The sequence below is a fragment of the Streptomyces sp. NPDC001904 genome (assembly GCF_040297005.1).
In the GTDB taxonomy this organism is placed as follows: domain Bacteria; phylum Actinomycetota; class Actinomycetes; order Streptomycetales; family Streptomycetaceae; genus Streptomyces.
The window spans coordinates 253,221-271,827 of record NZ_JBEOYI010000003.1; the positions used below are offsets into that span (position 1 = coordinate 253,221).

17 protein-coding genes are annotated in these 18,607 nt (G+C 74.3%); 10 read left to right on the forward strand and 7 right to left on the reverse strand.

Going from position 1 to position 18,607, the window contains the following annotated elements:
- Positions 1–282: 282 nt before the first annotated feature.
- Positions 283–1,008, reverse strand: a complete 726-nt coding sequence (locus tag ABT127_RS05925) for an ANTAR domain-containing response regulator (protein WP_351444997.1) — start codon at positions 1,006–1,008, stop codon at positions 283–285.
- 75 nt (positions 1,009–1,083) lie between these two features.
- Between ABT127_RS05925 and ABT127_RS05930 the strand changes: the two genes are divergently transcribed.
- Entirely contained in the window at positions 1,084–2,220 is a 1,137-nt protein-coding gene (locus tag ABT127_RS05930) for a PAS domain-containing protein (RefSeq protein WP_351444999.1), read from the forward strand.
- Positions 2,221–2,260: 40 nt separating this feature from the next.
- Here the strand turns inward: ABT127_RS05930 and ABT127_RS05935 are convergent, their stop codons facing one another.
- Positions 2,261–3,079 carry an RNA polymerase sigma factor SigF gene (locus ABT127_RS05935; protein WP_351445001.1) on the reverse strand — a complete coding sequence of 273 codons (819 nt, stop codon included), beginning with the start codon at positions 3,077–3,079 and terminating at the stop codon, positions 2,261–2,263.
- Positions 3,080–3,399: 320 nt separating this feature from the next.
- Here ABT127_RS05935 and ABT127_RS05940 point away from each other — a divergent pair, with 320 nt between their 5' ends.
- The 3 genes from ABT127_RS05940 to ABT127_RS05950 all read left to right on the forward strand — a co-directional run bounded on the left by ABT127_RS05940 (position 3,400) and on the right by ABT127_RS05950 (position 4,847).
- On the forward strand, positions 3,400–3,795 hold the full coding sequence (locus ABT127_RS05940) for a DUF2795 domain-containing protein (RefSeq protein ID WP_351445003.1): 396 nt from the start codon (positions 3,400–3,402) through the stop codon (positions 3,793–3,795).
- Positions 3,796–3,862: 67 nt separating this feature from the next.
- Entirely contained in the window at positions 3,863–4,294 is a 432-nt protein-coding gene (locus ABT127_RS05945; RefSeq protein ID WP_351445005.1) for a CBS domain-containing protein, read from the forward strand.
- Positions 4,295–4,301: 7 nt separating this feature from the next.
- Positions 4,302–4,847, forward strand: a complete 546-nt coding sequence (locus ABT127_RS05950; RefSeq protein ID WP_351445007.1) for a type 1 glutamine amidotransferase domain-containing protein — start codon at positions 4,302–4,304, stop codon at positions 4,845–4,847.
- A 10-nt stretch (positions 4,848–4,857) separates the two neighbouring features.
- On the opposite strand, the gene ABT127_RS05955 is transcribed toward ABT127_RS05950, so the two are convergent.
- Positions 4,858–5,853 (reverse strand): AraC family transcriptional regulator, encoded by a 996-nt coding sequence (locus ABT127_RS05955; protein WP_351445009.1) that lies wholly within the window; start codon positions 5,851–5,853, stop codon positions 4,858–4,860.
- Positions 5,854–6,144: 291 nt separating this feature from the next.
- Between ABT127_RS05955 and ABT127_RS05960 the strand changes: the two genes are divergently transcribed.
- Positions 6,145–7,170 carry a baeRF10 domain-containing protein gene (locus ABT127_RS05960; RefSeq protein WP_351445010.1) on the forward strand — a complete coding sequence of 342 codons (1,026 nt, stop codon included), beginning with the start codon at positions 6,145–6,147 and terminating at the stop codon, positions 7,168–7,170.
- A gap of 21 nt (positions 7,171–7,191) precedes the next feature.
- Here the strand turns inward: ABT127_RS05960 and ABT127_RS05965 are convergent, their stop codons facing one another.
- Positions 7,192–8,814: an ABC-F family ATP-binding cassette domain-containing protein gene (locus ABT127_RS05965; RefSeq protein WP_351445011.1), complete on the reverse strand. Its 1,623-nt coding sequence runs from the start codon at positions 8,812–8,814 to the stop codon at positions 7,192–7,194.
- A 94-nt stretch (positions 8,815–8,908) separates the two neighbouring features.
- Between ABT127_RS05965 and ABT127_RS05970 the strand changes: the two genes are divergently transcribed.
- Together ABT127_RS05970 and ABT127_RS05975 are read left to right on the forward strand one after the other, a co-directional pair.
- Positions 8,909–10,420, forward strand: coding sequence for a bifunctional phosphatase PAP2/diacylglycerol kinase family protein (locus ABT127_RS05970; RefSeq protein ID WP_351445012.1), 1,512 nt, complete (start codon positions 8,909–8,911; stop codon positions 10,418–10,420).
- Positions 10,421–10,530: 110 nt separating this feature from the next.
- Positions 10,531–11,352 carry a class I SAM-dependent methyltransferase gene (locus tag ABT127_RS05975; RefSeq protein ID WP_351445013.1) on the forward strand — a complete coding sequence of 274 codons (822 nt, stop codon included), beginning with the start codon at positions 10,531–10,533 and terminating at the stop codon, positions 11,350–11,352.
- A 103-nt stretch (positions 11,353–11,455) separates the two neighbouring features.
- Here the strand turns inward: ABT127_RS05975 and ABT127_RS05980 are convergent, their stop codons facing one another.
- Together ABT127_RS05980 and ABT127_RS05985 are read right to left on the reverse strand one after the other, a co-directional pair.
- Positions 11,456–13,330, reverse strand: coding sequence for a transketolase (locus ABT127_RS05980; RefSeq protein ID WP_351445015.1), 1,875 nt, complete (start codon positions 13,328–13,330; stop codon positions 11,456–11,458).
- Positions 13,327–14,694 carry an NAD(P)/FAD-dependent oxidoreductase gene (locus tag ABT127_RS05985; RefSeq protein ID WP_351445017.1) on the reverse strand — a complete coding sequence of 456 codons (1,368 nt, stop codon included), beginning with the start codon at positions 14,692–14,694 and terminating at the stop codon, positions 13,327–13,329. Before ABT127_RS05985 ends, ABT127_RS05980 begins: the two co-directional genes overlap by 4 nt.
- Positions 14,695–14,858: 164 nt before the next feature.
- On the opposite strand from ABT127_RS05985, the gene ABT127_RS05990 reads away from it, so the two are divergent.
- From ABT127_RS05990 to ABT127_RS06000, 3 genes are all read left to right on the forward strand, one after another.
- A complete protein-coding gene (locus ABT127_RS05990) occupies positions 14,859–15,227 on the forward strand; it encodes a carboxymuconolactone decarboxylase family protein (RefSeq protein WP_351445419.1) in 369 nt (122 codons plus the stop codon).
- A gap of 108 nt (positions 15,228–15,335) precedes the next feature.
- Entirely contained in the window at positions 15,336–15,704 is a 369-nt protein-coding gene (locus ABT127_RS05995) for a VOC family protein (RefSeq protein ID WP_351445019.1), read from the forward strand.
- A 110-nt stretch (positions 15,705–15,814) separates the two neighbouring features.
- Positions 15,815–16,489: a GntR family transcriptional regulator gene (locus ABT127_RS06000; RefSeq protein WP_351445020.1), complete on the forward strand. Its 675-nt coding sequence runs from the start codon at positions 15,815–15,817 to the stop codon at positions 16,487–16,489.
- Here the strand turns inward: ABT127_RS06000 and ABT127_RS06005 are convergent.
- The gene (locus ABT127_RS06005; RefSeq protein ID WP_351445022.1) at positions 16,486–18,459 is read right to left on the reverse strand and encodes a DUF5107 domain-containing protein; all 1,974 of its coding nucleotides are present in this window, start codon (positions 18,457–18,459) and stop codon (positions 16,486–16,488) included. The genes ABT127_RS06000 and ABT127_RS06005 overlap by 4 nt on opposite strands.
- Positions 18,460–18,607: the final 148 nt, after the last annotated feature.

The window sequence follows — 18,607 nt, forward strand, 5'->3', positions numbered from 1 at the left end:
TCCGTGCCGTGTCCGTCGCGGTGACCTTCCTGCCCCCAGCCTCACATTCCGAGCCCACCTTCGCGCGCCGTCGTCCGTCCGCGGCCCCGGTGGGGGCTGGTCGCGCAGTTCCCCGCGCCCCTGAAGGCATGCGCTGCGCGCAGCCTTCCCCTGAGGCTGCGGCTCAGCCGCGCCTCTCTTGAAAGATGCCGCACGAAGTGCGCATCTCAGGGGCGCGGGGAACTGCGCGGCCAGCCACGACGATGGAGGAACCCGGCGACGGATCCGCACCCCCACGGCGCCTCACCGGGTCAGCGCCGCGAACTCCCGCTCGAGCCCCCGCCCCCGCCGCTCGACGACAGCGGACGCGACCTCGGTCAGTTTCCGGTTCGCCGCCTGCGAGATGCGGCGCAGCACGGCGAACGCGGCGTCCGCGTCGCACCCCAGCGCATGCATGACGATCCCGCACGCCTGATCGACGACGGGCCGGCTGCGCAGCGCGGCGCCCAGCTGGTCCAGTTCCGCGAGGGCCGCCCGGTAGGAGCGGTCGCGGACCATGCAGGTGGCGGCGAGGTCCCCGAGGGCGCGCACCGGGCCGTGCGGAGCGTCGACGAGGGTGCCGGGGCGGAAGCTGTACAGGCTGAGCGTGACGGTGAGATCCGCGCTGCGGAACGGGAGGGTCACGCTGGAGCGCACGCCGGAGTCGAGCGCGACCGCCCGGTAGCGCGGCCAGCGCCGGTCCCGCAACAGGTCGGTGGCGCCGACCGGGGTGCCGCGCTCCTCGGCGACGGGTATGGGCCCCTTGCCCGACCGCAGCTGCACGGAGACCAGCGCGGTCAGGTCGGGATGGGTGGCGGCGGCGGGCCGCTCACCGGCGCCGTCCCACGCGGTCGCGACGGCCCCGCAGCAGTTGGCCGTGCAGCGCACGGCCTCCTCCGCGAGCTCGGACAGACGCCGGGCCGGCAGTCCCGGCTCGGGCGCCTCGGGGACGAACCGCAGAGCCTCTTCGTTCCGGTCGGCCTCGCGCATCGGAGAACGCCTCCTCACCGGTTCGGCTTCCCGCACCCGGCCCCGGGAAACAGCTCTCCGGGATAGGTTCTCGGCATGGCGCGGACGGACGAGTTCGGTGAGGAGCTGGCGGACTTCGTACGCAGGGTAGGGGAGTTGAAAGCGGCACGTTCCGTGTCGGCCGACGACCTGCCCGCCGTCCTGGACGCCGCGCTCTTCGAACTCGACCACGCGGTCAGCTCGTTGCTGCCCCGGTACGGGCAACTGGCCTCGGAGGGCGGCGGATCCGGCGGGCGCCCGGTCTCCACCGACCGGCAGGAACAGCAGTTGCTGCGCGCCGTGTTCCAGCGGCTTCCGCTGCCGGTGGCGCTCGTGGACCGGGAGTGCGTGGTGCGCCGTCTCAACTTCGCGGCGACGAACTTCACCGGGGTGCGTGCCGGGTACGCGAGCGGCCGGCCGCTCACCGGGCTGCTCGCGCACGCGGACCGGGCCGCGTTCCGCTCGCAGGTCGCGGCGGTGGCCCGGGGCGAGGGGGACCGCGGGATGACCGTGCATCTCCAGCAGCGTGCGCACGAGCCGGTCCGGGCGACCCTGACGGGCCTGCGCCCGGGCAACGAGCCGCGCGCCACCGTCCTCGTACTGCTCCAGCCCGCCGACGGCGGCTCCGTGACCGTCCGGCACGGCGACGACGGCTCCTCCGTGCCGGTCCCCGACCTCACCGAGACCAGCCGCCATCAGGCGGTGGTGGACCTGCTGGACGCGATGACGCGGGAGTTGCTGGACGCCCCGGCCGGCGATCCGCCCGGGGTGCTGCGGCGTGCCGCCCGGGTCCTGCACGCCCGGTTCGCGGACTGGGTGGTGGCCGACGCGGGAGCCGCCCGCCTCACCCGGGCCCGTGTGCTGGGCGCCGACGACGCGGCGGTGCGGGACATCGCCGCGCAGGATCCGGCCACCGCCCCGCTCGTCGTGGAGGCCGCCCGCGGCGGGGCGCCCGCGCTGCTGGTGCGCCCGGAGGATCCGCTGGCCCTGGGCACGGACGCGTCCGGTGCCCCGGTCCTGGTCCGTGCCGACGTCACCTCGCTGCTGTGCGTTCCGCTGATCCCGTCCCCCGGCGAACCGGTCGAGGGCGTGCTCACCCTGTTCCGGTCCGCGGGGCGCCCGGCGTTCTCGATGGCGGAGGCGCAGGCGCTGGACGTGATGTCCCGGCACATCGCGCTGGCGATGCGCCGATGACCGGCACGGTCGCGTCCGCCCGACGGCCGCCCGGTACGCGCTAGGCGGCGTCGGCGAGGACCTGGTCGCGCAGCCGGTCGCAGCACCGGCTGATCAGCCGGGACACGTGCATCTGCGAGATGCCCAGCTGCTCGGCGATGCGGCTCTGCGTCATGTCGCCGAAGAACCGCATGTACAGGATCCGCTGCTCCCGTTCGGGCAGCTCGGCGATCCGCGGCTTGACGGCCTCCCGGTCGACGACGGTGTCGAGCGCGGGGTCGACGGCGCCCAGCGCGTCGGCCAGCGAGTAGCCGTCGTCGCTGCCCGGCAGCTCCGCGTCGAGGGAGAGCGCGGAGAAGCTCTCCAGGGCTTCGAGACCGGAGCGGACCTCGTCCTCGGTCAGTCCGGCGCGCTCGGCGATCTCGCCCAGTGTCGGCGCCCGCCCCGAGATGGTCTGGGACAGTTCGTGCTGCGCGGACCGGACGCGATTACGCAGGTCCTGGACCCGACGCGGTACGTGGAGGGTCCACATGTGGTCCCGAAAATGGCGCTTGATCTCGCCGGTGACCGTGGGGACGGCGTAGCTCTCGAAGGCGTTGCCGCGCTCCGGGTCGTACCGGTCGACGGCCTTGACCAGGCCGAGCGCGGCCACCTGCCGCAGGTCGTCGAGGGACTCGCCGCGGTTGCGGAAGCGGCCCGCGAGCCGGTCGGCCATCGGCAGCCAGGCCTCCACGACCGTACGGCGCAGCTCGGTGCGCTCGGGGCCGTCGGGCAGGTCGCAGAGCCGGGTGAAGGCCTCGGCGGTGTCGGGCGCGTCGTCGTGCGGGTGCCGCTGCCCCGGCCTGGCCGGGTGCACGGATGCGTCGGTGGACGTACGCATGGTCGCAACTCCCTGGATGGTGCGTCGGGGTGCCTTGGCGGTGGTCACCGTGGGAGTCACGCCCCGGAACGGAGTCGGACACACCCGGGGCGGGTCCAGCGTGCGGCTGGCCCGGGGCGGATACGCGGCGCGCACCCGTCCGTCCCACGGACGTGCCTCCTGTCCGAAGCACTCACTTTCGCCTGCCCCTGCCCTGCCCGGACAAACACGGCCCCGTGCGCGCGGATCCCGCCGGGCGACCCGGACCGGGCGAAGCGGGAGGTGTCAGCGGTGGGCACTCGGGTACGCGACCGCGCACCGCCCAGACACAGGAGGGACAGATGCAGCGAGGCAGCGACCGGCTCAGCGCGCACCGCGACGACGAGATGAAGCACGAGTTGCAGGGGCTCTTGCGGTCCGGACATCCCACGCGGACCGCCGAATGGCACGATCCGGAGCCGGTGGCCGACGACGATCCCGAAGTGGCGGGCGGCCCGGTGCTGCCCGGTCAGGGTCCCGGCCGGCTCGAAGCGCTCCGGCTGGAACTCGGGCGGCTGCTCGGCCGTACGTCGTTCCCGGCGGCGCCGGAGCCGCTCGCGCGGACGCTGCGCGAGCGGTCCGCGCCGGACGGACTCGTCGACCGGGTGGCCGCGCTGCCACCGGACGCGACGTTCGGTACGGCGTCGGAGCTGGCCAGGGCCCTCATCGCCGATCAGGAATCCGGCCGCCAGGAGTGAAAGGCTCCCGACCGGGTACCGCGGCCGGGGTCACGGACCAGCCCGACGGAGCAGAGAGGCCGGGGCCATGGCCGATGTGGTCAGGGACGTCATGACACCGGGCGTCGTCGCGGTACGCCCCGACGCCTCGCTCGTGGAGGCCGCGCAGCTGATGCGGGCCCAGGGCATCGGTGATGTCCTGGTGGCGGACGAGGCGGGACTCGTCGGAGTGCTCACGGACCGGGACATCACGGTGCGCGCCGTGGCCGACGGCGCGGACCCGCTGACCGTCAGCGCCGAGGCCGTCTGCACTCCGCGCCCCGTGGCGGTCGGCCCGGACGACCCGGTGTCGGCCGCGGTGACCCTGATGCGGGAGCACTCGGTGCGCCGCCTTCCGGTCGTCGAGAACGGCCGGGCGGTCGGCATGGTGAGCCTGGGCGACCTGGGGGACCGCTCCCCCGGGCCCGCCCGGCGCACCGCACGCACCGCGCAGAAAGATCCATTCGTACAAGGGAGTTGAGCAACTGATGCGCATCGCGTTCCTGGTGGCACCCGAGGGCGTCGAGCAGGTGGAGCTGACCGACCCCTGGCAGGCCGTGCGGGACGCGGGCGGCGAGCCCGTGCTCGTGTCGACGCGCCACGGCGAGGTGCAGGCGTTCCACCACCTCGACAAGGCGGACACCTTCCCGGTCGAGAAGACCGTCGCCGATCTCGCCGCGACCGGCGCCGAGGGCTTCGACGCGCTGGTGCTGCCGGGCGGGGTGGCCAACCCCGACCAGCTGCGCACCGACCCGGACGCGGTGGCCTTCGTCCGGGACTTCTTCACGCGGGGCCTGCCCGTCGCGGCGATCTGCCACGCCGCATGGACGCTGGTCGAGGCCGACGTGGTGCGCGGCCGCACGCTGACGTCGTGGCCGAGCCTGGCCACCGACATCCGCAACGCGGGCGGCACCTGGGTCGACGAGCAGGTCAAGATCTGCACCGCCGGCCCGAACGTGCTGGTCACCAGCCGCCTACCGGACGACCTCAAGGCGTTCGACGCGGCACTGCTCGAACAGGTCAGCGGCGTCTGAGCCACGGCCGTCAGCGGCGCCTGGGGATCCAGAGGGAGTCGCCGTCCACCGCGCGCAGCGTGGTGGACGGGACCTGGCCGTACGTGGCCCGGTACTGCTCGGCGAACCGCCCCAGGTGCCCGAATCCCCAGCGGTGGGCGATGTCGCTGACCGACGCCGAGCGCGGGTCCGCGGCGAGCAGATCGGCGTGGGCCCGCTCCAGGCGGACCGAGCGCAGATACGCCATCGGCGGCATCCCCACGTAGCGGGCGAACGCCTCCTGGAGCCACCGCACGCCGACCCGCGCCTCGCGGGCGAGTTCCGTGGTGGTGAAGGGGTGTTCGGGGCGTTCGCGCATCGCGTCCATGGCGCGTTTGACCGGGGCGGGGCGCAGTCCTCCGACGGGCCGCTCCATCGCCTCGCGCCAGGGATGGTCGGCGCTCAGCAGCAGGCCGTTGACGACGGCGTCCCGCAACGGCGCCGCCACCAGAGGGTGTTGGAGCAGATGGACGTCCTCGTGGAGGTCGTCCACGAGCGTGCCGATGAGCCGCGACCAGGCCCGGCCGCGTCCGCGTGTCAGGTCCAGGCCGGGGTCGAGGACGAGCGGCCCGCGCAGCGGCCGGCCCGTCAGTTCTTCCACCCGCCGCTCCAGCAGCTGCCGTTCGATCTTCAGGGCGACGATCCGGCCCTCGCCGGTCCACTGGTCCACGGACGTGTTGCCGACCGGCTGGAACACGGCGGCCGCGCCGGGCAGGGTGTGCTGTCCGGGCCCGCTCGCCTGGTGCCAGGAGAAGGCGGCGCCGACCGGGATGTTCACGTGGTAGGAGCCCAACTCCCCGCAGCGCACCCGGACATCGGCGCCGCATCTGAGGTCGCCGACGGTCAGCCCGCCGAGTTCGAGCACGTCGAACGCGGCGTCGAACCGTTCGGGCCGGGACAGCACGTCCAGCCGGTTGCTGTAGAAAGCGGTCTTGATCGCTTCCATGGCCTGGTCGACGTCTTCCGTCCGCAAGGACGTTCTCGCCACCCTGACTCCCTGTGATGACCTGTCATGACGCGTCGTGCACGCGGGGATCCCGTGCTCCGGTTCGTCCGCCGACCCAGCAGCGTACGACCGCCGCAGGTCTCTGGCGACGACGCCTGCAACGGGCACCGGTCCCCCACCGCCCCCCTATCGTCCCGCATGCCGGACCGTGTGAGGTGACAACCCCCCTTTCACCCGTGCGGGTCGCCTCCCGACTGCCCTGAGGCACGCGGGGTACTCGCTCCCGAACGCGGCATTCCGCTCCACCGCGCACACGATCTCCGGGAGACAGACATGGACCTCGCGTTCCTCACGCCGCTGTGCGACCGGCCCGGACCCTGGGCGTCCGTGTACGTCGACGCGGCCCGCCACCGTGCCTGCACCGCCGAGGAGCGCACGCTGGAGTCGCTGGGGGTGCAGCGGGCGCTCGCCGGCGCCGGGGCCGACGAGGCCACCTGCCACGCGGTGCGGATGGCCTTCGACGAGCTGCGGCACGCTTCCGAGCCGGTCGGGCGGGCGATCTTCGCCACCGGCGGCGAGGTGGTCCTCGATCCGCCGCTGCGGACGGCGCCGCCGGGTACGTCGGTGCGCTGGGCGGCGCTGCCGCACACCGCTCCCCTGCTGGACCTGGCCGGGGCGGACCCGCTGTGCCTGGTCGCGCGCATCGACCGGGACGGGGTGACCCTCGCGCTGTGGCCGGACCACCGCCACGAGACGGAGCGGCACGTTCCGCTCCGGGCGGCGGACGGCTGGGAGCACGGGGCCGCCGAGGTCGCCGAGGCCGCCGAGGCGATCGTGCGCCGTCAGGACGGGACCGGGGCCGACCTCGTGGTCCTGATCGGCGACGAAGCCGAATGCGCCGCCGTGCGCGAGCGGCTGCCCGCGGCGCTGCGGGAGCGGGCGCTGCGGGCCGGCCCCGGCGCGGGCGGCGGGCGGCTCGACGTGGCGCTGCCCCGGGCCCGCGCCGCCCACGAGGCGGAGCTGTTCGCCGCCGCGCGCAGCCGCGGCGAGGAGGCCGCGGAGGGCGTGCCCGCGCTGGTCGACGCGGCGCGCGAGCACCGCATCTCGCAGCTGCTGATCCGGGCCGACGGGCCCGACGCGCAGCGGCCGGTCTGGGTCGGCGCCGAGCCCGACCAGGTCGGGGTGGAGCGGGACGAGCCCGCGGTGCTCGGGGCGCGGGACGCGGTGCCCGCGCGGGCCGACGACGCGCTGCTGCGGTACGCGGCCGCCGCGGGGGCCGAGGCGGTGTCGGTGGCGGGCACGGACCCGGCCGCCGGACCGGCCGGCGGCCTGGGGGCGCTGCTCCGCTGGGACGGCTGAGCGGCACCGTGCACCCAGGCCCTAGCGGGCGCGCTCCACCCGGCGCTCGTCCCAGACGGGCTCCGTGGTCTCGCGGACCTTGCCGTCCGAGCCGAAGACCAGGTAGCGGTCGAAGGCACGGGCGAACCAGCGGTCGTGGGTGACCGAGAGGACCGTGCCGTCGAAGGACTCCAGGCCCTCCTGGAGCGCTTCGGCGGACTCCAGGTCGAGGTTGTCCGTGGGCTCGTCCAGGAGCAGGGCGGTGGCGCCCTCCAGTTCGAGGAGCAGGATCTGGAAGCGGGCCTGCTGGCCGCCCGACAGCCGCTCGAAGTTCTGTTCGGCCTGGGCCGTCAGCTCGTAGCGGCGCAGCAGGGACATCGCGGCGCCGCGGTCCTTCGCGTGGTCGCGCCAGAGGATGTCGAGCAGCGGGCGGCCCTGGAGTTCGGGGTGGGCGTGGGTCTGCGCGAAGTGGCCGGGGACCACGCGCGCGCCCAGCTTCCACGCGCCGGTGTGCGCCACCGAGTCGTCGCCGGCCAGCAGGCGCAGGAAGTGGGACTTGCCCGAGCCGTTCGAGCCGAGGACCGCCACGCGTTCGCCGTAGAAGACCTCCAGGTCGAAGGGTTTCATCAGGCCGGTCAGCTCCAGGCCCTGGCAGGTCACGGCGCGCACGCCGGTGCGGCCGCCCTTCAGGCGCATGGTGATGTCCTGCTCGCGCGGCGGCTCCGGCGGCGGGCCCGCCTCCTCGAACTTGCGCAGCCGGGTCTGCGCGGCCGCGTAGCGGGAGGCCATCTCGTGGCTGACCGCGGCGGCCTGCCGGAGGTTGATCACGAGCTTCTTGAGCTGGGCGTGCTTCTCGTCCCAGCGGCGGCGCAGCTCCTCGAAGCGGGCGAAGCGCTCGCGGCGGGCCTCGTGGTAGGTGGCGAAGCCGCCGCCGTGCACCCACGCGTCGGCGCCGCCGGGGCCGGGCTCGACGCTGACGATCTTCTCGGCGGAGCGGGCGAGCAGCTCACGGTCGTGGGAGACGAAGAGAACCGTCTTGCGGGTCTCGCGGAGCTTCTCCTCCAGCCAGCGCTTGCCGGGGACGTCGAGGTAGTTGTCCGGCTCGTCGAGGAGCAGGACCTCGTCCTGGCCGCGCAGCAGCGCCTCCAGGACCAGGCGCTTCTGCTCGCCGCCGGAGAGCGTGCTCACCGCACGGAACTGCGCCTTGTCGTAGGGGACGCCGAGCGCGGCCATGGTGCACATGTCCCAGAGCGTCTCCGCCTCGTAGCCCTGGACCTCGGCCCAGTCGGCGAGCGCCTGGGCGTAGCTCATCTGGGCAGCCTCGTCGTCGACCGTCATGATCGCGTGCTCGGCCTCGTCGACCGCCCGGGCGGCCTCGCGGAGCCGGGGCTGGGCGACGGAGACGAGCAGGTCACGGACGGTGGTCTCGTCGCGGACCGAGCCGACGAACTGGCGCATCACGCCGAGACCGCCGCCGACCGTGACGGAGCCGCCGTGCGGCTGGAGCTCGCCGGAGATCAGGCGGAGCAGGGTGGTCTTGCCCGCGCCGTTCGGTCCGACCAGGGCGACGACCGCGCCCTCGCCGACCCGGAAGGAGACGTCGCCGAGCAGCGCCCGCCCGTCCGGCAAGTAGTACTCGAGGTGCGCGGCTTCCAGATGTCCCATGATCCCGCATTGTGGACGCCCGTGCGGGTGACGGGCAAATGAATTGGCAGGCCGGAGCCGGGTGCGGGACCCGGCACGGGGTAACCGTCGTGACATGTGTGCCGACTTCTTCGCCGACCTCATCTCGCCCACGCCGAACGTGACCAAGCCCGGCCCGTCCCTGCGGGGGCGGCTCGCCGCGCTGGACCGGCGCGTGTTCGAGTTCGCCGCCGGCTCGAACTGGCCCGGTGCCGAGCGGGTCCTGCCCCGGCTCAGCCGGGCCGCCAACCACGGTGTCCTCTGGTTCGCGATCGGCGGCGCCCTCGCCGTGAGCGGTTCGCCGAAGGCCCGCCGGGCCGCCGTCCGCGGTGTCGCCTCGCTGGCCGTGGCGTCGGCGACCATCAACACGCTCGGGAAGCGGTCGGTGCGCCGCGCCCGGCCGGTCCTCGACCCGGTCCCGCTGGCCAGGCGGCTGAAGCGGCAGCCGTTCACCACGTCGTTCCCCTCGGGGCACTCGGCGTCGGCCGCCGCCTTCGCGACGGGGGTGGCGCTGGAGTCGCGGGGGCTCGGCGCGGCCGTCGCGCCCCTCGCGTTCTCCGTGGCCGCCTCCCGTGTCTACACCGGCGCCCACTTCCCGGGCGACGTGCTGGTGGGCGCCGCGCTCGGGGTGGGTGCCGCCTATGCCGTACGAGGTCTGGTGCCGACGCGCGACCAGATGCCGTCACCGGGGCGACCGCTGGTCGACGACGTGCCGGTGCTGCCGGGCGGCGAGGGACTGGTGATGGTGGTGAACACGAAAGCGGGGACGCCGGAGAAGGTGAAGGTGCTGCGCGACGCGCTGCCCGCGGCGGAGTTCGTGGAGTTCACCGGCGGCGATCTCGTCCCGGTCCTCCAGAAGGCCGCGTCGCACGCCCGCGCGCTCGGCATCTCCGGCGGTGACGGCTCGGTGAACACGGCGGCGCGGGTGGCCCTGGAGCACGGGCTGCCGCTGGCGGTGCTGCCCGGCGGCACCCTCAACCACTTCGCGTACGACCTCGGCGTGGAGGACGCGGGCGACCTGGTGCGGGCCGTCCAGGGCGGGGACGCGGTAGCGGTCGACGTGGGGCGCTTCCACTCGGCGGAGACCTCGGGGATCTTCCTCAACACCTTCAGCCTGGGTGCCTACCCGGAGCTGGTGCACGAGCGCGAACGCTGGTCGGCGCGGGTGGGCGGGCGGCTGGCCGACGTGCTGGCCGCCGTGCACGTGCTGCGGCGCGACCACCCGCTGAACGTCCGCATCGGCGGCAGCGACCGGAAGCTGTGGCTGCTGTTCGCGGGCAACTGCACCTACCGCCGGATGGGCCTGACGGCGGGCCGGCGCGCGTCCCTGGCGGACGGGCTGCTGGACGTGCGCACCGTCGGCGGCGGCCGGCTGCCCGGCTTCCGCCTGCTCGCGGCGGCCCTGTCGGGCCCGCTGTCCCGCTCGCCGTTCCACACGGCGACCCGGATGACCCGGCTGCGGGTGGACGGGATCACGCCGGGCACCCCGCTCGCCTTCGACGGTGAGGTGAGCCCGTGCGGACCGGTGCTGACCATCGAGAAGGAGCACGAGGCGCTGCGCGTGTACCGCCCGCTGACCATACTGTGAGACACGGGTCTCATCATCCGGTTGCCCGGCGTACGGTGAACGCATCGCCCGGGGCGTCCGCCCCGGGCGGCAGCCACACCGTTTCACCCCAACCGTGAAGGGATCGGGCCATGTCGCAGGAGACCGCCGTGTACACCCACGGCCACCACGAGTCCGTGCTGCGTTCGCACACCTGGCGCACCGCCGCCAACTCGGCGGCCTACCTCCTCGGCTCGGGCGTGCTCCGGCCGGACCTGAGCGTCCTGGACATCGGCTGCGGGCCGGGCACCATCACCGCCGATCTCGCCGAGCTGGTGCCCCAGGGGCGGGTGATCGGCGCCGACATGGCCGAGGGCATCGTGGCGCAGGCCCGGGCGACGGCGGCCGAACGGGGCCTGACGAACACGGAGTTCACCACCGCCGACGTGCACGCGCTGCAGTGGGACGACGACACGTTCGACGTGGTGCACGCGCACCAGGTGCTGCAGCACGTCGGCGATCCGGTGCAGGCGCTGCGGGAGATGCGGCGGGTCGTGAAGCCGGGCGGGATCGTCGCGGCCCGGGACTCCGACTACTCGGTGTTCTCCTGGTATCCGCGGCTGCCCGGCATGGACGACTGGCTGGATCTGTACCGCCGGGTCGCCCGGGCCAATGGCGGGGAGCCGGACGCCGGCCGCTTCCTCAAGTCGTGGGCCATGGAAGCCGGATTCGCCCAGCAGGACATCGCGTGCTCGGTGGGCGCGTGGTGCTACGCGACCCCGGACGAGATCGCCTGGTGGAGCGGTCTGTGGGCGGACCGGACCGTCGCCTCCGCGTACGCCGACCGTGCCACGGAGGGCGGGCACGCGACCGCCGACGAGCTGGCCGCGGTCTCCGCCACCTGGCGGGAGTGGGGTACGCATGCGGACGCCTGGTTCGCCGTACCGCACGGGGAGATCCTGGCGCGCAAGTAGGCGCACTTCAGGGAGTGTTCGGGGCCCGGAGGACCGGCGCCCCTGCGGTCCGGGGCCGGTGTACGGGCCCCGGACCGCAGGTCGTGACGGGCCTGCCGGAGCATCAGGGCGCCACGTGCCGCTCCACCAGCAGGGCGACGGCGGCCACGAGGGACCCGGCGTCGATCCCGGCCGCCCTCAACTGCTCCTTCGGTGCAGCGGACCCGGGCATCCCCCGTACTCCCAGCCGCACGAGCCGGGGCGCCGGGCTCCCGTCCGAGAAGGCCTGGGCGACGGCGTCCCCGAGGCCGCCCTCCTCACGGTGGTCCTCCACGGTGACCAGGCACCCGGTGGCCCGCGCGGCCTCCCGCAGCGCCTCCCGGTCCACCGGCTTCACCGAGTACGCGTCGATCACCCGCACCGGGATCCCGGCCGCCGCCAGCTCGTCGGCCGCGGCCAGCGCCTCGTGCACGGTGGTCCCGGCGGCGACGAGCGTGACCCGGTCGTGGTCCGAGGAGCGCAGCACCTTGGACCCGCCCACCGGGAACTCCTCGTCCGGCCCGTAGACGACCGGTCCCGCCCCGCGCGACGTCCGCAGGTAGCGCACCCCGCTCAGATCGGCCATGTGCCCGACGAGCCGCGCCGTCTGGTTGGCGTCGCAGGGGCAGAGCACCGTCGACCCGTGCACGGCGCGGAACATCGCCAGGTCCTCCAGGCCCATCTGGGAGGGCCCGTCCTGCCCGATGGCGACACCCGCGTGCGAGCCGACGAGATTGATCCCGGCCCCGCTGACCGCGGCCATCCGCACGAAGTCGTGCGCCCGGGTCAGGAACGCGCCGAACGTGACCGCGAACGGCACCCAGCCGCGCGCCGCGAGCCCCACGCCGGCCCCGACGAGCTGCTGCTCGGCGATGTAGCACTCGAAGTACCGGTCGGGATGCTCCTTGGCGAAGAGCTCGGCGCGGGTCGAGTCGCCGACCTCGCCGTCGAGCGTGACGACGTCCCCGCGGGCGGAGCCCAGCGCGGCGAGGGCCTCGCCGAAGGCGTCGCGGGTGGCCACCTCGTCGCCGACCTCGTAGCGCGGCAGGTCGAGACGGCCGCTGCGCACGGCGTGCAACGCCCGTGCGGCGGGCGGCGCCTGGACCTGCACGCGGATGCCCCGGTCACCGCCCAGTTCGGCGACGGCCGCGGCGGCGTCCGGCAGCGGTTTGCCGTGCATCCCCTCCCGGTCCTCGACGGAGCGCACCCCCTTGCCCTTGACGGTGCGGGCGAGGATCGCGGTGGGCCGCCCGGTGGTGGCGGCGGCCTCGGCGTAGGCGTGGCCGATCCGGGCGCTGTCGTGCCCGTCGATCTCGATGGTGCGCCAGCCGAACGCGCGGAAGCGGCGCGCGTAGGCGTCCAGGTCGTGGCCGTGCCGGGTCGGTCCGCGCTGGCCTAGCCGGTTCACGTCGACGATCACGGTGAGGTTGTCGAGCTGCTCGTGACCGGCGTGCTCGGCGGCCTCCCACACCGAGCCCTCGGCGAGTTCGCTGTCGCCGCACAGGACGTAGACGCGGTAGCCGACGCGGTCGAGCCGTTTGCCGGACAGGGCTATACCGACGCCGACCGGCAGGCCCTGCCCGAGCGAGCCGGTGGCGGTCTCCACCCACGGCAGCCGCCGGGGCGTCGGATGCCCTTCGAGACGGCTGCCGAGGGCACGGAAGGTGAGCAGTTCGGCGTCGTCGATGACCCCGGCCGCCTTGTACGCCGCGTACAGCAGGGGCGACGCATGTCCCTTGGAGAGGATGAAGCGGTCGTTGCCCGGATGGGCGGGGCGTTCGAAGTCGTAGCGGAAGTGGCCTGCCAGAAGGACGGCCAGCAGATCGGCCGCGGACATCGACGACGTGGGATGCCCGGATCCGGCGGCGTCGGCCGCACGGACCGAGTCGACCCTCAACTGCCGCGCCAGGTCCTGCATCTCGGTCGCGGTACGGGCGGGTGCGGGCGTGCGCGTGGTCACGGTGCTCCTCCATCGGGCGGGTTGCTTGACGGGGCGTGGGGCGGGGACTCGGCGGGGGCGTCGGGCATCCGCGCGAGTTCGGGTGACGCCGTGTCGAGGGGGACGGACCAGGACCGCACGAGCCCCAACTGGACTGCCTGGCGGGGCAGTACGGCGTCGAGGAGCCAGTCGGCGGCGACCCGGACGCGGTTGCCGGGCAGCGCGGCGAGGTGGTAGCCGCGGGTGACGGCGGCCGCGAGCGGGCCGGAGAGCGGGACGCCGAACGGATTGGCGGCGGCCGCGGCGCCGCCGAGGTCGACGGTGAACCCGAGGTCCTTGTGCCGGTAGGCGTGGCGCTGCCCGCGGCCGAGGGATGCGGCGACGTTGATCCCGGCGGTCCGCCCCTGCCGCCAGGCGTGCTGCGCGGTCATCGGGGTGTACTCCCCCGGCCGCGCGAGGTCGGGGACGGCGGCCGCGTCCCCGCAGGCGAAGACCTCGGGGTGCCCGGGCACCGTCAGATACGGGTCGACGAGCAGCCGGCCGTGCTCCAGCGGCCTGCCGAGGCCGGCGACGAGCGGATCGGGGCGTACGCCGACGCACCACACCAGGGTGCGGGTGCCGACGAACCGCCCGTCGTCGAGGAGCACGCCGTCCGCGGTGGCCTCCTTCACCGAGGTCTCCGTACGCACCTCGACGCCCCGCTCGCGCAGCACGCGTCCCGCGGTGCGCGACAGGTGCTCGTCGAGTTCGGGGAGCAGGCGCGGCGCGATGTCGAGCAGGATCCAGCGCGGCCGCACCCCGTGGGGCAGCGGCCGTTTCCGCACCAGGGCGTCGGTCAGCAGCACGCCCTGCGCGGCGACTTCGGTGCCGGTGTAGCCACCGCCGACCACGACGAAGGTGCAGCGCGCCCGGCAGGCCTCGGCGTCGGGCGCGGCGGCGGCCAGCTCGATCTGCCGGGTCACGTGGTCGCGCAGGTAGAGCGCCTCGGGCATGCCGCGGAAGCCGTGCGCGTGCTCGGCCACGCCGGGGACCGGGAGCAGCTTGTTCACGCTGCCGACGGCCAGGACGAGGCGGTCGTACGCGAGCGTCCCGCGCCCGCCCTCGGGATCGGTGTACGAGACGGTCCGCCGGTCGAGATCCACCCCGTCGGCCTCGCCGAGCACGAGGCGGGCGCGCGGCAGCGTCCCGGACAGCGAGACCGTCACCCGGCGCGGCTCCAGCGTTCCGGCGGCGACCTGCGGCAACAGTGGCAGATACAGGAAGTAGTCGGTCGGATTGAGCAGGGTGACCTCGGCCGCGCGCCGGGCCACCCGGGTCAGCACGCGGGCGGCACGGTACCCGGCGAACCCGGCACCGACGATCAGGACACGGTCCAAGCGATCCATGGCGCGCGGGTACCCTTCCCGCGCACCCCGTAACGGCCGCGAAATCGCCGCGCGGCAGCGCTGCCGAATAGCCACCGAAGAGCCACGGAGGAAGCCCCGTGAACACCGAACCCGAACCCGCCCCCGCGACCGCAGAGACCCGCCAGGACCGGCTCGACCGGGGCATGGAGACGCTGAACCGGATCAGCGGCGACTCCGGCCGCCGCGTCCTGGACTCCCTCGCCGACGTCAGTCCCGAGCTCGCCCACCAGATCGTCGCCTGGGGCTTCGGCGAGATCTACAGCCGCCCCGCGCTGCCGCCCCGCGACCGCCAGCTGGTCACCCTGGGCATCCTGACGGCCCTCGGCGGCTGCGAACCGCAGTTGGAGGTGCACGTCAACGCCGCTCTCAACGTCGGGCTGACCCCCGAGGAGATCGTCGAGGCGCTGCTCCACGCGGCGGGCTACGCCGGTTTCCCCCGGGCGCTCAACGCGACCTTCGTCGCCAAGAAGGTCTTCGGCGAGCGCGGCCTGCTGCCCGTGGACCAGACGTAGTCGGCCAAGCCGATTGCCGGTCAACGGAGTTGGTGGCGCGTGCGCGGCAATCATGAAATCGTGGCAAGCCCGAAGAGAGCCGGTCGGAGAGGTGGCACGGGCCAAGCCATGGAGATCCTGGGCACCACGCTGCGCGTCTGCGTCGCCGATCCGGCGATGCTGGAGTCGACGGTCACGTTCTACGAGCGCCTGACGGGCAGCAGAGCGATGCGATTCGAGCGTGGCGGCGTCTCGGTGGCCGCGGTCGGCTGCTTCCTGCTGATGAGCGGTCCCGCGACGGAGCTGGACGTGCTGCGCAAGGTGGCGGCCACGATCGCGGTGCCCGATGTCGACGAGGCGTACGCCCTGCTCACCGCGTCCGGCGCGAAGGTCCTCGCGGGCCCGGTGCCGAGCCCGGGAGGCCGCAATCTCATCGCGCTGCACCCCGACGGATCCGTCTTCGAGTACGTCGACCGGCAGGCGCCCGCCGAAGGGTGAGGGCGGCCCGGCCCACGTATCCTCGGCCGGAGCACGACGGGTGAGGACGCTGGGACGGTGGAACGGTGCAGGTGACGGCGAGCGGTGGCGGAACACCCGCGGGACAGCCGGTGGGACAGCCGGTGGGACAGGGGCGTACGTCCCTGAGCGCGCAGGCGCGCGAAGCGCTCCGGCAGCGCATCGTCGACCGCCGGTACCCGATGGGGGCACGCCTCGTCGAGCGCGAGGTCGCCCAGGAGCTGGAGATGTCCCGCGTCCCGGTGCGCGAGGCCCTGCGCGCGCTCGTCGCCGAGGGGCTGCTCGAACTGCTGCCGCACAGCGGTGTCCGGGTCCGCAGCCTGGAGCGGGACGACGTACGGCATCTGTACGAGGTGTGGGAACCCCTGGCCGTCCAGGCGTCGCGGCTCGCGGCCCGCGCCGTGGCGGACGCGGCACCCGGACGTCCGCCGGGCCTCGACACGCTGCTGGGATGCCTGGAGCGGGCCGAGCGGGCGGCGGACGACGCCGAGGGCACGCAGGAGGTGGCCGCGCACACGGCGTTCCACGAGGAGGTCGTGGCCCTCGCCGGCAATCCGCTGCTGTCCCGCACGATGGATCAGCTGAGCTGGCAGCTGCAGCTGGTGTTCGGGCTGCGCGCGGAACCGGCGCACATGCGGGCCCAGCACACGGACATGTACCAGCGCATCGCGGCGGGCGACGCGGAGTCGGCCGCCGCGAGCACCCTGCTCCATGTCCGCGACAGCCGCGCGGTGGCCTTCAAGTCCCTCTTCGGCGAAGAGGCCTAGGATCCGTCCGGGGTCCCCGGGCGCATCCGGAAGTCGTGGCGTGCCGGAAGCGGTTCGCCCGGTGCCACCGTCTCCCACAGCGCGCCGATCGACTCCGCGCCCTCCCGCAGGTCCGCCACCTCGAACCCGGCGTCGAAGGCGGTCCGCGCCCCCGCCATGTCCCCTTCGTCGGCGAGCAGTTGGGCCTCGATCAGCCTGAATCGGCCCTGCTCGCGCGTGCTCTCGTGCAGCCGGGTCCACACCGCGCGGGCCGCCTCCACCCGTCCCACCGCCAGGAGCGCCGCGATCGCCTCGCGCCCCAGGGCCGCGGTGGCGGCCACCCACGTCTCCCCGTCGTGCCGCCGCTCCGCGCACAGGTCGTCGAAGGCGGCCGCGTACCGGTCGGCGGCGCGCTCGGGATGTCCGCCCTCCTCGTCGGCGACGGCCAGGCAGCGCAGCAACGGCCATTCGGACGGGGCCAGTTCGAGGGCACGCTCCCAACTGCGCACGGCCTGCGCCCGGTCCCCCGCGTGCCACTGGGCGACGCCGAGGTGGTACTCGGACAGCGGGCGGGCCGGTGCCGTCTCCAGCATGTCGCGCCAGGCCGGGGCCACGAGGGTCGGTCCCGGCGGGCCGACCCGGCGCTGCTCGGGAAAGTCCCCGCTGTCCAGCAGCTCGCGCCAGGGGACCTGCGCCTCGCCCAGCGTCGATTCGTCGAACGGAGTGCCCGGCAACTTCCAGCCGGTGCGCAGCAGTTCGAGCGCACCCCAGCCGGATCCGACGGCCAGCCGTTCGCCCGGTTCGGCGTCGGCGACCGCGGTCCGCCACGCCTCGTGGGCGGCGTCGACGTCGGCCCGTGGCAGCGCCTCCGCCAGGCGCCGCTCGACCTCGTCGGTCACGGCGCCCCACTCCCCGGCCGGCTCGTGCGAGGTGCTGAGCGGGCCGTACGCCTCCAGCCAGCTGAACTCGCCCTCGGCCTCGAGGCGTACGTGCTCCAGCTGGGTGCGGGCGAGCCCGGCCTGGATCTCCGCGTAGCCGCCGGTACCGGGTTCGGTCAGCCACTCCTGCCAGCGCCGGCCGCCCGGTCCCGAGCCCCACACGAACAGCTTCCGGCCGCGCAGCAGATCGGTCGACGTCTGCACGAGCCCGTGTCCGGTGTCGTCGAGGGCGGCGATCCAGCGGCGCCGCCCGTCGGGCACCTCGTAGAAGTAGTCGGCGGGGTAGCCGCTGTTCAGCGGCCGGGTGCGGTCCACGCCGTCGTGGTCGGGGACCGGCACGGTGCGCAGCGTGCGCTCGTACCCGAAGTGCCAGGCCTCGTCCGCGGGCACGACCACCCGGCGCTCCTCCGGTACGGCGATGTTGGACCACCAGTACACGGGTGCGGCCTTCTCGTGCGGGTTGCGCACGCGCACGCCCACGTACAGGAAGTCGGAGTCGTCGGGCAGCCACAGGTCCACCTGGAACGGCAGGTCGCGCAGCCGCTCCCACTCCCACAGGCGCAGCATCTCACCGCCGTCGGGGGCGGTGACGCGCGCGGCGTGCAGGGGTGCGCAGGACAGGGCGGTGTGGCCGGTCGCGCCGATGTTCCATTCGATGCCGCCGGAGAACCAGGCGCCGTTCAGCGCGAAGTTGGCGGGCTGCAGCACCGGGTTGCGGTAGAGGAGTTCGCGCTCGCTCGGCTTGTGGAACAGGGAGGCGACGCGGCCGCCGAGGCCGGGGAGCACGGTGACCCGCAGCCGTTCGTTCTCGATCACGATCGCGTCGAGGTCGAGCGGGGCCCGCGCGCGCCCGTACCCGTCGCGTATCCGCTCGGGCAGCACGCTGCGCAGCGGCCGGTAGCCGACCTGCCTGGCCATGTCGAGCGGCAGGCCCGCCCTGGTCCGCTCGTCGAGTTCGTGCGTCTCGTCGAGGGGCCGCAGCGGCGGCAGCGGGTTCACGGGGCCCACCGGCGCGCCCGGCAGCGTCAGCACCTCACGGCGGATCTCGGTCATGGGGGAGCCTCTCGTCGCCAGGGGGCGCCGCCCGCCCCGATGACCATGGAACAGCGTCATCGGCGAGCTGGCCAGGGGCTGCTCCGGTCAGGATTGCGCAAAGGCCGCCGGCGCCGATATTCCGGGCGCCCCGCCCGCTGATCGACGT

Coding starts and splice junctions, on each gene's coding strand:
- ABT127_RS05925 (WP_351444997.1), bottom strand. CDS start 1,008: ATGCGCGAGGCCGACCGGAACGAAGAGGCTCTGCGGTTCGTCCCCGAG.
- ABT127_RS05930 (WP_351444999.1), top strand. CDS start 1,084: ATGGCGCGGACGGACGAGTTCGGTGAGGAGCTGGCGGACTTCGTACGC.
- ABT127_RS05935 (WP_351445001.1), bottom strand. CDS start 3,079: ATGCGTACGTCCACCGACGCATCCGTGCACCCGGCCAGGCCGGGGCAG.
- ABT127_RS05940 (WP_351445003.1), top strand. CDS start 3,400: ATGCAGCGAGGCAGCGACCGGCTCAGCGCGCACCGCGACGACGAGATG.
- ABT127_RS05945 (WP_351445005.1), top strand. CDS start 3,863: ATGGCCGATGTGGTCAGGGACGTCATGACACCGGGCGTCGTCGCGGTA.
- ABT127_RS05950 (WP_351445007.1), top strand. CDS start 4,302: ATGCGCATCGCGTTCCTGGTGGCACCCGAGGGCGTCGAGCAGGTGGAG.
- ABT127_RS05960 (WP_351445010.1), top strand. CDS start 6,145: ATGGACCTCGCGTTCCTCACGCCGCTGTGCGACCGGCCCGGACCCTGG.
- ABT127_RS05965 (WP_351445011.1), bottom strand. CDS start 8,814: ATGGGACATCTGGAAGCCGCGCACCTCGAGTACTACTTGCCGGACGGG.
- ABT127_RS05970 (WP_351445012.1), top strand. CDS start 8,909: ATGTGTGCCGACTTCTTCGCCGACCTCATCTCGCCCACGCCGAACGTG.
- ABT127_RS05975 (WP_351445013.1), top strand. CDS start 10,531: ATGTCGCAGGAGACCGCCGTGTACACCCACGGCCACCACGAGTCCGTG.
- ABT127_RS05985 (WP_351445017.1), bottom strand. CDS start 14,694: ATGGATCGCTTGGACCGTGTCCTGATCGTCGGTGCCGGGTTCGCCGGG.
- ABT127_RS05990 (WP_351445419.1), top strand. CDS start 14,859: ATGGAGACGCTGAACCGGATCAGCGGCGACTCCGGCCGCCGCGTCCTG.
- ABT127_RS05995 (WP_351445019.1), top strand. CDS start 15,336: ATGGAGATCCTGGGCACCACGCTGCGCGTCTGCGTCGCCGATCCGGCG.
- ABT127_RS06005 (WP_351445022.1), bottom strand. CDS start 18,459: ATGACCGAGATCCGCCGTGAGGTGCTGACGCTGCCGGGCGCGCCGGTG.